This is a genomic window from Pseudomonas sp. H3_C08 (assembly GCF_054669455.1).
Window position 1 is genome coordinate 3,904,681 of record NZ_CP162803.1, and the last position, 14,182, is coordinate 3,918,862.

The 14,182-nt window shown below is 61.1% G+C and carries 8 protein-coding genes; 4 read left to right on the forward strand and 4 right to left on the reverse strand.

The window, feature by feature from the left end:
• Positions 1-13 precede the first annotated feature (13 nt).
• Positions 14-5,560, forward strand: a complete 5,547-nt coding sequence (locus AB4N74_RS17860; RefSeq protein ID WP_460096777.1) for a dermonecrotic toxin domain-containing protein — start codon at positions 14-16, stop codon at positions 5,558-5,560.
• 149 nt (positions 5,561-5,709) lie between these two features.
• Complete coding sequence (gene metR, locus AB4N74_RS17865) at positions 5,710-6,627, forward strand: transcriptional regulator MetR (RefSeq protein WP_007916739.1); 918 nt, start codon at positions 5,710-5,712, stop codon at positions 6,625-6,627.
• 110 nt (positions 6,628-6,737) lie between these two features.
• On the opposite strand, the gene AB4N74_RS17870 is transcribed toward metR, so the two are convergent.
• The 4 genes from AB4N74_RS17870 to AB4N74_RS17885 all read right to left on the reverse strand — a co-directional run bounded on the left by AB4N74_RS17870 (position 6,738) and on the right by AB4N74_RS17885 (position 9,763).
• Complete coding sequence (locus AB4N74_RS17870; RefSeq protein ID WP_099757062.1) at positions 6,738-7,235, reverse strand: GNAT family N-acetyltransferase; 498 nt, start codon at positions 7,233-7,235, stop codon at positions 6,738-6,740.
• Between the two features lie 2 nt (positions 7,236-7,237).
• Positions 7,238-7,876 carry a LysE family translocator gene (locus AB4N74_RS17875; protein WP_093430595.1) on the reverse strand — a complete coding sequence of 213 codons (639 nt, stop codon included), beginning with the start codon at positions 7,874-7,876 and terminating at the stop codon, positions 7,238-7,240.
• A 23-nt stretch (positions 7,877-7,899) separates the two neighbouring features.
• The gene (locus AB4N74_RS17880) at positions 7,900-8,334 is read right to left on the reverse strand and encodes an NUDIX hydrolase (RefSeq protein WP_460096779.1); all 435 of its coding nucleotides are present in this window, start codon (positions 8,332-8,334) and stop codon (positions 7,900-7,902) included.
• A 67-nt stretch (positions 8,335-8,401) separates the two neighbouring features.
• Complete coding sequence (locus AB4N74_RS17885) at positions 8,402-9,763, reverse strand: response regulator c-di-GMP phosphodiesterase, NosR family (protein ID WP_095048305.1); 1,362 nt, start codon at positions 9,761-9,763, stop codon at positions 8,402-8,404.
• Between the two features lie 252 nt (positions 9,764-10,015).
• Here AB4N74_RS17885 and AB4N74_RS17890 point away from each other — a divergent pair, with 252 nt between their 5' ends.
• Both AB4N74_RS17890 and AB4N74_RS17895 read left to right on the forward strand, forming a co-directional pair.
• Positions 10,016-12,274 (forward strand): GGDEF/EAL domain-containing response regulator, encoded by a 2,259-nt coding sequence (locus tag AB4N74_RS17890; RefSeq protein ID WP_460096781.1) that lies wholly within the window; start codon positions 10,016-10,018, stop codon positions 12,272-12,274.
• Complete coding sequence (locus tag AB4N74_RS17895; protein WP_460096783.1) at positions 12,271-14,145, forward strand: putative bifunctional diguanylate cyclase/phosphodiesterase; 1,875 nt, start codon at positions 12,271-12,273, stop codon at positions 14,143-14,145. The genes AB4N74_RS17890 and AB4N74_RS17895 overlap by 4 nt, the downstream gene beginning before the upstream one ends.
• Positions 14,146-14,182 lie beyond the last annotated feature (37 nt).

Consider the following 14,182-nt stretch of genomic DNA (forward strand, 5'->3'; position numbering starts at 1 on the left):
GAGTCACGCCACCATGCTCGAGCGTCTTATTCTGGATGAGCTCCCCGCACCGTCACCGTTGCCCGAGGCCGTCGAACAGCTACCGAAAACGATTGATGACAGCCTGCTGCTGCAGGCTTGCCAACGCTGGCGCGCCAGCAGCGAGGGTTTGCGCGATTTGTTTGCCGCCAGCCCGGCCCTGCGCGACAGCGTTAATGAATTGCTGCGCCAACAACTGCAACTGGACGGCGAAAAGACCGGCCTGCGCTTTGCGGCCACCGCTGACCAGCCGGAGCACATCGTCAGCCTCACCGACGCCTGTGCCTTTGTCGTTCAACACCCGACACTGGAAACCGATCTGGATCAGCGTTGTGTCCTCACCGGTATCCGCGCGGGCCATCTGTTATCCAACCTGAAGCCCCTGCAGCTCCTGGAAAAACTCAAAGCCCTCGACCCACGCCAAAGCCACGAGATTCGCTGGGCAGAATTCTGGGACGCGCGAGCGCCGCGCACACCGGTGTCACGACGTACCCGCGCCACGCAGCTTTACCGCGAGCATTTCGAAGCCACTGCGCACATGGCTCTCGCCCATCAGACGATTACCCCGGCGCAACTCAAAACGCTGCAACTGATCATTGATTCAGGTGCTGGCGCGCTGACAATCGAGGGTCAACCTGTGCACACGGAAAAGTTGGCCCTGGTGCTGAGCAACGACAGCAAAATCAAACTCCCCGGTGCATGGGCCGTCAGCGTCGGCGATTTGGCCACGGCGGCGCCTTTGCTTTATCTGCCCGGAAACGCCACATCGATCCAGGCCTTCACCACCCGCGCAGACATGCAGACGTGGCTGACCAGCGAGGTACAGATCCCCACCGGACTGCCCAAGGAAATCCTTCGCGTTGACTACAGCGCAGCGCTTGACCCGATGGTCACTGGCGCCAGCGATCTGTTCGCCGACCGTCACCACGCGCAACTCGACGCCTTAAGCAATACCAACAAAGGCCATCCCGGGCTCAGGGCGCATGGCGCGCGCTCACTGGTGCATGTCGACCTGATTGATCATCAGCGCAGCAGCGCGATCATCGTGGCGGCGCCGCCAAAACCGCTCAACTCCGCCAGCGATGTCGAGACCGACGAAACACCGCTGTTCGGCAGCCTGTCCGCCGGGATTCCACTGGCGGTGCGCCACGCGGCGCTCAAACGCCAACGCGAGGCGTTTGAGCGCTTGCAGGCCAATGACAGCGACGGCTCTCGATACCGAGAATGCCAGGACGCCCTCAAAGCGCTGGAAGCCGCCGAACAAACTGGCGCGACCACTGCCACAACCCTGCTTTACCGCGAAACGGCCCTCGACACGAATACCTTCAACACCGCGCTCAGTGCCCTGCGTCAGGCACACCGGGACGGCCTGGATGCCGAAGGCAGACTGCAAGCAACCCTTGGCCAACTAGACAGCGCCGAACACGATCTGCTCAAGGCCATGCTGGACACCCCCGTCGCGGCCGAGCGCGACACGGATATCACGGCGGCCAGCCTGACCTTGTCACTGAGCGAAACCAGGGACGGGATCACAACAACGCAAAGCGAAGTGCTCAAGGGCGCACTCGTCATCGGACGCCAGGCGGCACTCTCGGACACTTCCAGTCTGATGCTCTACTGGCCGGGCAATGGCGGTGGCCTGCAACGCTTTGCCGATCGCCGGACACTGGCGCGCGAGGTGTTCAGGATTCTCGACGACGACAACGACCTGGCCCTGCAACTGAGTCCGATCACCACCGACCCGTTGCTTTATTGCCTCAACGCGCTGGTGAGCGACTTCGAAGCGAAAGCCACACCCCTGCGCGGCAAACCCGAACAGGCTGATGCGCTGGAGGTTCTGCGCCAGGGCTGCCTGGCCAATCTTCAGGTTCCGCTGCACGCCGCCAGACACCTGGCTTTCACTCATCTGCAGGAACAGCAACGCAGCGGCACCCTCGCCGGCAACCTGCCGGGCTGGCTGGTCAAACTCAAGGAAAACGAGCGTAGCGCGCTGAAACAGAACATCGAGGCGTATGTCGCGGCGATGCGTCAAAGCCACGCCCTCATGACCCTTGCGCTGGAACCTCGTGATGACTTCACCCGCCGTCATCTGCACGCCCGATTGCGCAGGGACTTTTCCCTTGAGGGCGACTTTTCCATACAAGTCGAACTGCCCGACTCGACCAAAACCGAACAGGTCCCGGAGTCGGGGCCGGGTGGCGTCAGAAAGATCACGACCATTGTGCCCAGCAAAGCACGCAGCAAAATGTCACTGGAGGACCTGGCCCAGCTCAATATCGATAACGTGCAATCGGTGCTCAATGACTCGCTGTCACAACGCTTGATCTTCTTGCGTCTGGAGATCACCGCGACGCATAAAAAGGATCGGACGCGCCTGCTCAACGGCATCAACCTGACCTATCTGCGCAAGGTTCTGCCGGAGCTGGACCTGCCCAAAGCCTATGAGCAGAAGATCCGTGACGCCTTTCAGGGCGCCGCCAGCGAGTCAGCATTCGTCAAACAACATCGTCGGGAAAGCCTGATCGAGCCGTGGCGCCTGATGCTGAAAATACAGAGCGAAAATGCACGCCTGCAAAAACACCTCAGCGCTGATGAAGCGGCACTGCTGAACATCGCCATCGACGCCGACACCCCACAGGCGTGGCAAGCCAGCGGCAAGCGTCTTGTGCTGTTGCCGGTGTCGCTGAAAGTCGGCGGCAAGGACACCCCCGGCGAAGGCCCGGTGACCCTGTCCGGCGTCAGCTTCATCGAAGAGCAGATCAGCGGCGTCACCCTGCTGTACCTGCCGGACAGCCACGACGGGCAGTTCTTGCGCCGCTACGACACGCTCGAAGCGGCGCGCAAAGGACTGTTCACCTTGTGCGCAAGTGACAAGTGGATCGAGTACCTGGCGCACAGAACGTTGCAAGGTAACGTCAGGGCCCATGTCAACCGAATCGGTCAGGCCGTGGAAAAAAACTTCGATGCGATCATCGAAGTCGGTGTGCGCTGGCCGGCCAGTACCTCGCTGGCCGCACACCTGCTCGATGCGCACATGGGACGCTTGATCGAGGCCCATCGCGGCACGTCGCGCTCCAACGATGAACTGTTCTTCGAGCGCTACGCCCTGAAAGGCCCGCGCGCCTTCAACTACATCAAAATGGCCTTGGGCATGGTGCCCTTCGTTGGCAGTGTGCTGGCCCTCTATCAGGCCTGGACCGCTGCCAATCAGGCAGCCGCCGCGTTCTTGCGTGGTGACGTGGCTGACGGTCTGGTGGAAATCGAGTCAATGCTGCTGTCGCTGATCGACGCCTTCATGGATCTGCTCCCGGGTGAAGCCGCGGCCTCGACGCTCTCCCGGACGACCCGCGCATTGACGCGGGCGCGTCAGCTGCACGCAGTGGTGCGCGATGTGGCGACACTGCAGGTCAAGTCGCAGCGCCACGCCCGACATGTGCTGGCGCGCTTCAAGGATTACGACTATGAAAAACCGATTTCCCTGGGCGGCACAGAACCGGCCAGCCACGGCCTCTACCGCGGGATCTACCGGCTTGCCGACGGCGACTTCATCGAACGTCAGGGCCGCGTCTACCAAGTGGAACTGAGCCGGGATTCGCGCAGCTGGCGTCTGTCCGGCAACTCGCGAAAAACCTACAAGCAGCCGATCGCACTGGATGAAAGCGGGCAATGGGACACCTGGTTTGGCGTCTATGGCACAGCCCTTGAAGGTGGCGTGGTGGGGGGTGGCAATGTCGGTGGGCGCCTGGTCGATACACTCGACCCTTACTGGCCGTCGGTGATTCGGCAACGCCTGCCGCGCTGGCTGGTAGATCGAAACTTCCGCCGCCACCATCAACTGGCCGCCACCGTTAGCAATTTGGGCGACCAATTGCAACTCAGGGGAGCGAAAAGTGACCAGGTGATCAATGCCTACGCCGAAGCCACGGAAGCGCAACGCCTGACCATGTTGCCAACGGCCGAAGCCGCATGCATTGGCGATATCCAACTGGCCAGGCAACGTTATGAGGCGTTGACCGAGTTGACTGCGCTGACCCAAGGCAGAAAACACAGGGCTGTCGCCAAAATGCAAAGCAAGACCGCATGGCTGTTGACTGATCGTTACCAGCGGCGCGCCTTTCATCTGTCGCATAACATTCATGGCATGACACGAGCAATCGACCGATTGAAGCAGCTACACAATGCGCTGCCAGGTGACGCTGTGGCTGAACGTTTGAAACACATTGAAAACATACACAGGTTTCGTGTCGAGATCGTCAACCAGCTCGATCAGTTGGGCGAACTCAGGGACCAGGTCAATCACTGGTTTGAACGCATGCTGGCAAAAGACCGGCCGAAAATGTCGGCGCTGGTCGATAACACTAACAGCCGTCACAGTGAAGCCATCCTGCTGTACCTGAAAACCTCCCAACGTCTGGAAATCGTCAGAAAAGCCGGCAGCCCCTACGATGCCTCGTGGCGCTATTTTGTGACGATGGCAGAGCCCCTGCGCAATAGAATCGATCTGCATCTGTACCGCCAGTACGACCTGCCGAACATGCAGAACACGACCGCCCAACGTAATCGCATTCTTCAGGAATGCGTCGACACTTGCGTCGAGTATCGGCGCGAGATGGCGGTATGGACCGCCAGCTGTCCGCAATTCTTTCATCTGGACGTAGTCGAGCCCTTGCTGGAAGGCGTTGATCGCCTGGCGGATCGAGCGCGTGCCGCTATCAACAGGCCACCCGAACCGAGGGTCGCGGGGCGACCCCTGCAGCGCGTGTTCATCACTGATGACAACCAATTGCGCCATGGCGTGGAGCAATGGGATAACCTGACCAACGCCCGTCAATACAGAAGTACCGGGATTGGAGGCTATGAAGAAATCTGGGAACATGGCGCCGATGGCGTCGTGCGCCTGACCAACCCGCAAAACCTGGCAGTTCCCTCCCCCGCCGAGCTGAGTCTGGCCACCCTGGTAACCGAGGCACAGCAACGTCTGGAGAACGTGGCCACTTACCGCACCACGGTGCAGAGCAACGCCAATCGCGGCATGCTGCCCGTCGACCTGCAGCACATGATGGACAGTCATGCGAGTGAACTCACCACCCGTGCCGACGGTATCGCTGCCAAATCGGCAGAGCAACCGATCATCCAGCAATTGCGCGATCAGGCTGCCGAGCTGATCGTCGAAGGTCGCGCCTTGCGCACCCAACGCTCGATGACCAGTCAAAAGCCCACCGACGGCATGCTTGATGACCTCATCGGACAGAACGCGGTGGAGATCCGCAAACCCCTTGCGATCCGAAAACTGGCTGATCATCAGGGGCGCCCCAACTACCTGCAGGAATATGAGGTCTGGAACCTCACACAGGAGCCCGCGCAATTACTCTGGTACGTGCATTTCCATTACCGTTCAGCGACCCGACCCTTGCGCCAATTCGAAAGAGCCCACCTGAAACTGCCGGCGCATCGCAAGCTGACTCACGCTGACGACCCGACCCTGCTTGATTCCAGAATCACTGCACAGTCCATTGCCCTGCGGCATTTCGAGGGACTCTGAGCATAAGGCACTGTAGTCATAGGAAGAACTGCCGAGCCATCACTCGGCGGTTCTGCCGTAAAAGAACGCGTCGATGTCGACAGCGCTATCATCATGAGACAAACTCACCCTCTTTGCGCTTATCACAAGTTTTCCTCATGGAGCCTTCGGTGCTTGAAATCCGTCACCTGAAAACCCTGCACGCCTTGCGTGAAGCCGACAGCCTGGTCGATGCCGCCGACCGTTTGCACCTGACGCAGTCGGCGCTGTCCCACCAGTTCAAGGAGCTTGAGGAACGCCTGGGCATGGCGTTGTTCGTGCGCAAGACCAAACCGGTACGGTTCACCAGCGCCGGTTTGCGCTTGCTGCAACTGGCTGACGCAACCCTGCCGCTGTTGCGCGCCGCCGAGCGGGATATCGGCCGTCTCGCCGGTGGTACGGCCGGGCGTTTGCACATGGCCATCGAATGCCACAGCTGCTTTCAGTGGCTGATGCCGACCATCGACCAGTTCCGCGATGCCTGGCCGGAAGTCGAACTCGACCTCGCTTCGGGTTTCGCCTTCGCACCGCTGCCGGCGCTGGCGCGTGGCGATCTGGATCTGGTGGTGACTTCCGATCCACTGGAAATCGCCGGCATCACCTATGTACCGCTGTTCACCTACGAAGCCATGCTTGCCGTGGCCAATCAGCATGCGCTGGCGAGCAAGCCGTACATCGTCCCCGAAGACTTGCTGACGGAAACGCTGATCACCTACCCGGTGGAACGCGACCGTCTCGACATCTTCACACGCTTCCTGGAGCCGGCCGACATCGAGCCGGCGCAGGTGCGCACTTCGGAACTGACGGTGATGATGATGCAACTGGTCGCCAGTGGTCGTGGTGTTTGCGGCATGCCGCACTGGGCGCTGCACGAATACAGCTCGCGCGGTTACGTGAAGGGTAAACGGCTGGGGGAAAAAGGTTTGTTCGCAACGTTATACGCGGCGATTCGCACCGACATGCTCGATGCACCGTACATGCGGGATTTTCTCCTGACGGCGAAGGACACGTCGTTCTCGACCCTGGACGGTGTTAGCGCGGTTCGCTGAGTCACTTGTGGGAGCGAGCCTGCTCGCGAAAGCGATGTATCAGACACACAAATAGTGACTGTCAGATTGCCTTCGCGAGCAGGCTCGCTCCCACAGGGATCAGCGCAATATCAGAGTTGACGCCACATGTGGATCTTGTCGAAGTAGTCTTCGCCCACCCGCACCGCCAACGGTTCGAGGCCGAACTGGATAAAGCCGCAGCGCTGGTAGAGATTGAACGCGGCGTCATTGCCGGCGGTAACGGTAAGCTGGAGCAGTTTCAGTGCCGGGTGGTTTTGCGCTTCGGTAATGGCCGCCTGTACCAGTTCATGGCCCAGACCGTGCTGACGAAAATCCGCCGAGACGTACATGCCGAACAACGTGGCCTTGTGGCGAGCCTTCTCGCGCGGTTCGAGGGCCAGGCCGACGATGCCGGCCAGCGCGCCGGCTTCAAACGCGCCAAGCACCACATCGAGCTTGCTGGTCAGACGCCCCTCCCACCAGCTCAATGGCATCACCGCGCGTTCGCGAACGCTGGAGGTGAACGCCTGCGGATGGCGGTCATAGGCTTCGAGCATCAGTTCGCGGTAAGCCAGGGCATGACTGGCGTCCAGCCGTTCGATCCACATGTTCACGCCGTCCTGCGTTGCTCAAGCATCAGCCGCACAGCGAGGCCGCCGAGGACGAAGCCCATGAAATAACGCTGCAGCGCCAGCCACGTCGGGTTACGCACAAACCACGACGCGATGCCCGCCGCGAACAGCGCGATCAGCAAATTGACGCAGAAACTGACGCTGATCTGGGTCAGGCCGAGAATGATGCTTTGGGTGAACACCGAACCGTGTTCAGGGGAGATGAACTGCGGAAACACCGAGAGGTAGAACACGGCGATTTTCGGGTTCAGCGCGCTGGTGAGAAAGCCCATGGTGATCAGCTTTCGCGACGAGTCCGGCGGCAATTGCTGCGCCTCGAACGGTGAGCGCGCACCGGGTTTCACTGCTTGCCAGGCCAGCCACAGCAGGTACAGCGCACCGGCCCACTTCAGCACTTCATAGGCCATCGGCACTGCCAGAAACACCGCAGTCAATCCCGCAGCCGCGGCGAACATATGCACAAAGAACCCACTGACCACACCGAGCAACGACGTGACCCCGGCCTTGCGTCCCTGACAGATCGAACGCGAAATCAGATAGATCATGTTCGGCCCCGGCGTCAGCACCATCAGCAATGCGGCAGCGGCGAAGATCAGCAAGTCTTGAAGCGGGATCATGGCAAAGTCCTTTGCGTGGATGATCAGGCGATTGCGCTCAGCGATTTGCGATAAAACGGCAGGATCACGTCACGTGTCAATGGCGCCAGAACCACAGCAGGATCAGTGGCCGGATCGACCCAGATCACTTCTTCGATTTCCGCCGCCGGTGTGACGTCGGCCTCGATCGTCAGTTGAAAGATCTCGGCCTGCACGACACACCCCGGCTCGTTGGCCGCAGGCGCCGAGAACTGGCCGAGAAAAGCTGCCTGCGCCGAATCGATCTGCAAGCCCAGCTCTTCTTCCAGCTCGCGGGCCAGCGCGTGCACCGGCAACTCATGCACTTCGATCTTGCCGCCCGGTTGCATGAACGCCGTGGTGCCGCGCTTGCGCACCAACAGAGTCTGGCCTGCGGGATTGAGCAACAGCGCGGCGGCTATATGAATGAGGTTTGCAGAGACAACGGATGCAGAAGTCATGGATCAGCCACCGGACTGGAAAAACCGCAAGGATCCCATGCCCGGCCCAATGACGTCACCTCACCGATCATTCCCCCTGCGCCTTGAGCGTGGCTTCAACCTCCTCCGGCACCTTGACGAAAATCGTGTACTTGCCGCCCTCCATGGCTTCAAACGCAATCAGCTTTTCCACCAACAGCGCGCTGAGCACCTTGCCGGCATTGAGCAGCAGCATGCCGTTATCGGCATTGAGGTTGCGCGCCAGAATCATCCCCGCCGCCAGATCCCGAGTGGACAGCACCTTGACCGACGGATCCGCCAGCGTCACGTCGCTGAGGAACGCGGCACACACCTGAATGAAATCCTCGACCAGATCGGGATCGTACAAACGCCCGGCGTACTGGCGCAGGTACAGCAGCGCTTCATCGCTGTTCATCTGCCGCTCAAGGATCAGACCGCGCTGCAACTCGACGAAATCCACCGCCAGTTTCAGCAAGCGTGAGCCGAACGGAATGCCCTCGCCCTTGAGCCGGTCGGGAAAGCCGCTGCCGTCCCAACGCTCCTGATGATGCAGGATCAGACGCGCCGCATCCTTCATCGGGTCCAGGGTCATGAGCAACGATTCGCTCTGCTTCGGATAGCTGCGATAGCGCTCGCGTTCGGTATGGCGCAGCAGATCCGAGGGCGTGGTCATCATCGCGTCGGTCCAGCTCAGTTTGCCAATGTTGTACAGCGCCGCCGCCATGGTCAGATCACGGCTGGTGGCCTCGTCCAGCCCATGCTGTTTGCAGTAGCTGCGCACCAGTTCAATGATCTGCCGGTTGGTCTGTTTGGCAGGTGGCAAGCGCAGATTGGCCAGCAGCGAGAACACTTCGGTACCGGTGACATAGCTGTGTTTGAGCTCTTCGTACGCCAGATCGAGCATGTCGGCGGTCTGCTGCAGTTCGGCGGTGCGCGCTGCGACATGCTTTTCCAAAGTGCTGTTAAGCAGTTTGAGCTGGTCGTTTTGCACCCGGGTCAAGCGCTCCAGCCGTTGGCGCTCCTGCTCGGAATGCTGGTGTTCGAGGGACTGGCGCAGAATCAGCAACAGCTCTTCGTCATTCCACGGTTTGCTGATGTACCGGTGAATCTGCCCGTCATTGATGGCTTTGATGATCGCCGCCGGGTCGGCATAGCCGGTGAGCATGATCCGCGCCGTCGCCGGAAAACGTTCACGGACATGCGCCAGCAACGACGCACCGTCCATGCCCGGCATCCGCGCATCGCTCATCACCAGGTTCACCGGCTGCTGCGCGAGGATCTCCAGCGCCTGAGCGCCGCTGGTGGCCAACAGCAGATCGTAGGGTTGGCCGCGTAACAGGCGGCGCAGGCTGTTGAGGATCGACTCCTCGTCATCGACCAGCAGCACTGTGGGTCGATGCGCCGGCAGCGGCGCGGATGGCTCTTCCATGGCATGGCCTCAAGCAAACAGGGAAATTACGACGCACCGAGCCAACACTTCGCCGGTCCGCGCCTGAGTCCAAGGCTAGATGATTTTGGCCGGCATTCACGCCGATCTTTGTCCGGGGCCGAAAGCGCAGTGCCGGGGAGCCGACTATGCTGAAGACAGCGCAAGACTCCATCGGCGGATACAAACAGGCAAATGGCGAGGGAAAAGGATGCCCCGGATCACCACAGCATGCCTCCCCACGGGTGGCGCGGCATGACAGCGCCAACCGTGCACATCAATCGCCGCGTGCTGATCGTTGACGACAGCCCGGCGATCCATGGCGATTTCGCCAAGATTCTCAGCCCGGTCATCCCCGGTGACGATGGCTTGGGCGAAACCGAGAGCCTGCTGTTCGGCACGCCGTCCGCACCGCAAACCCAACATTTCGAACTGGATTCGGCGTTTCAGGGCCGCGAAGCCCTGGAAAAACTCGAGGCCGCGCTGGCAGAAAACCGCCCCTACGCCATGGCCTTCATCGACATGCGCATGCCACCGGGCTGGGATGGTCTGGAGACCATTGAACGGCTGTGGCAGGTCGACCCCAAGCTGCAAGTTGCGCTGTGCACGGCCTATTCCGATTATTCCTGGGAAGACATCGACCGGCGTCTGACGCTGAACGACCGCTTGCTGATCCTGAAAAAGCCCTTCGACGCCATCGAGATCCGCCAGATGGCCAGCGCCCTCACGGTCAAATGGCAGATGACCGAAGACGCCGAACTGAAGATGAGCCTGCTGGAAGCGGCGGTGCAGGAGCGCACCCGGGAGCTGTCCGACGCCAATGTGATCGTGCAGAACAGCCCGACCATTCTTTACCGTTTGCGCGGCGAACCCTCGTTTGCGCTGATGTACATCTCCCACAACATCACCCGTTACGGCCATGTCGCCGCCGACCTGGTGGGTTCGCCCGACTGGGCACAGGCGCTGATTCATCCGGACGATCAGGCGAACGTCGATGCGGCCATGGCCCGGGTGCTGGATCGGCATGCGTCGGGCGCGTCCATCGAGTTCCGCATGCGCACCGGCCAGGGCACTTGGCGCTGGGTGGAGAACCGCTACATCCCGGTGCGCGATGATGACGGCCGTCTGCTGGAAGTCGAAGGCATCATCCTCGACATCACCGAGCGCCGCCTGGCCGAGGACAAACTGGCCTTGCTCGCCCGCTCCGATGGCCTCACGGGGCTGGCCAATCGCGCCACGCTGATCGAGCGCCTGCATCAAGCGTTCGCCGCCGCACGACGAGGCGCCATGCCGTTCGCGGTGTTCTACCTGGACCTCGACCATTTCAAGCGGATCAATGACACCTTCGGCCACCCGGTGGGCGATCTGCTGTTGCAGGAAGTCGCCCGGCGCATCAAGTCCAGTGTCCGCGAAAGTGACGTAGTGGCGCGCCTGGGCGGCGACGAATTCGCGATCCTGCAACTGGACGTCAGCGACCCGACCCAATCGGCCGCGATGGCCGCCAAGATTCGCGACACGCTGCTGGCGCCCTACCACCTGGCCGGTAATGCGCTGCATATTTCGGTGAGCATCGGCATCAGCAGTTACAGCGACCTCAGCCTCGATGCCGACGCGCTGCTCGGGCAAGCCGACATGGCGCTGTACCGCGCCAAGGAAATGGGCCGCAACCAGTACCACTTCCACTCCGAGGAAATCTCTCGGGAAGTGGCCGAACGCATGACCCTCGTCAGCGAATTGATGACCGCCCTTGAAGGCAATGAGCTGATGCTGCGCTATGCGCCGGAGGTCGATCTGCACAGCGGCAGGATTCTCGGCATGGAGGCACAAGTCCTCTGGCAGCATCCTCGTCGCGGCCTGCTGCAGGCCTGCGACTTCGTGCCGATTGCAGAGAAAACCGGCGCAATCATTCCGCTCGGGCGCTGGGTGCTGGATCACGCCTGCCACCAGATGCATCTGTGGCGTAACGAAGGCGTCGCGCCGCCCGTAATGGCGATCAAACTTTCGCTGGCCCAACTCAAGAGCGGCCCCGAGCTGATCTACAACGTGCTGCGCACCACCGCCCGTTGGGAACTCGCCCCTTGGGACCTGCGTTTCGATGTCACCGAGGCCACACTGGCCCAGACCAAGTGGACGCACAACGACGCGTTGCCGCGCCTGCGTGAGCTGGGCGTGAGCATCGCCATCGATGATTTCGGCACCGAATACTCCTCGTTCGACTACCTGAAAACCTACCGGGTCAATCACCTCAAACTGGCGCAGAGTTTCGTCGACAGTGCCGCCCACGATGTTGCCAGTGCCAACGCCCTGCGCGCGATGGTCAACTTCGCCCGGGATCTGGACATCGACATCATTGCTGAAGGCCAGCCGTCGTCGGATCAACCGTGCACGCCGCCCTCCGCACCCCCGCTGCCCAGCACCCGGGGCATGTATTTCAGCGCAGCGGTCAGCGCCGAACAAGCCGGGCATTTGCTCAAGGACAGTTGCCGGCTGACGCCAAAGGAGGACGAGGCATGAAAACGCCTTTTCCGCAGACCAACCGGCGCATCCTGATCATCGACGACACGCCGGCGATCCACGATGACTTTCGCAAGATCCTCGCCCCGCAGGTGACGGACGCCGTCGATTTGCAGCAACTGGAGCAGACGCTGTTCGGCACCCAGCAGACGCCGCACCTGAGCTTCCAGCTCGACTCCGCCTATCAGGGCCAGGAAGCGCTGGCGCTGGTCAACCGCGCACTGGCCAGTGGCAATCCCTACGCCCTCGCCTTTATCGACATGCGCATGCCGCCCGGCTGGGATGGCCTGGAAACCATCGAGCAACTGTGGCGGGTCGACCCGAACCTGCAAATCGCCTTGTGCACGGCGTACAGCGACTACAGCTGGGAAGCGATGGCCGAACGGCTGGAGTTCGGCGATCAGTTGCTGATCCTGAAAAAGCCGTTCGACAGCCTGGAAATCCGTCAGATGGCCAACGCCCTGACCTGGAAATGGCAACTGGCGCAGGACGCGGCGCTGAAGATGCTCAGCCTTGAGCGGACCATCGAGGCGCGGGTGCACGAACTGCTCAAGGTCTCGCACCTGCTGCAATACGACAGCCTCACGGAGCTGCCCAACAGCACCCTGCTCGGTGATCGCCTGAGTCAGGCCATGGCCGTGTGCCGACGGCATGACAAACAATTGGTGGTGATGTTTCTCGGTCTGGATCGCTTCAAGCGCATCAACAATGCGCTGGGCCATCCGGCGGGTGACGAGATGCTCAAACGGGTCGCCCGGCAACTGTTGTCCTGCGTGCGCGATTCGGACTCGGTGTTTCGCTACGGTTCCGATGAGTTCGTGGTAATCCTCGGCGACATCAACCACCCTCAGCAAACCCACGGCATCGCGGAAAAACTCCTCGCCGCCATTCGCCTGCCGCAGACGATTGCCGGCCACGACGTCAGCGTCACCGCCAGCCTCGGCATCAGCGTCTACCCCGAAGACGGCCTCGAAGCCACCGAGCTGATCAAGAAAGCCGAGACCGCGATGCGCAACGTCAAGGAACAGGGGCCTGACAACATCGGCTTTTTTATCGAGGCCATGAACCAGCACGCCCGGGAACAGCACAGCATCGAGTCGGGCATTCGCCGCGCCCTGCAGGCGCATGAGTTCGTCCTGCACTACCAGCCGAAAATCGACCTGCGCAGTGCCAAAGTGGTGGGTGCCGAAGCATTGCTGCGCTGGCAGAAACCCGGGCATGGCTGGGTCTATCCGTCGGACTTCATCCCGGTGGCCGAAGACAGCGGCCTGATCGTGCCGTTGAGCAAATTGGTACTGGCTGAAGCTTGTCGTCAGACCCGTGCCTGGCAACTGGCCGGACTGCCGCCGATCCGCATGTCGGTCAACACGTCACCCATCGATTTTCGCCAGCGTGACTTCGTTGCCGGCATCGAGCGCGTACTGGAACAGACAGGTCTGGCCCCCGAATGGCTGGAGCTGGAAATCACCGAAGGCGTGCTGATGCAAAACGTCGAGGCGACGATGACGGCGCTCAAGCGCCTGAAAACGCTGGGCACGCGTCTGGCCATCGATGACTTCGGCACCGGCTATTCCAGCCTGAGCTACTTGCGGCGATTTCCCATCGATGTGCTGAAGATCGACCAATCGTTCATTCGTAACCTGTGCAACGACCGCAACGATGCCGCGCTGGTGAGCGCCATCATCAACCTGGGCAAGAGTCTGGAACTGGACGTCATCGCCGAAGGCATCGAAACCGCTGAGCAACTGGCCTTTCTCAAGGCCCATCACTGCGAAGAAGGCCAGGGCTACTTTTTCAGCGAAGCCCTGCCCGCAGACGCATTTGCGCGGTTGCTGGCCGGTACGCAACCCGCGCCCTGGACGATTGAATGATCACTGTGAAACCGGCCTGGAGTCAGGGAGGCAATTG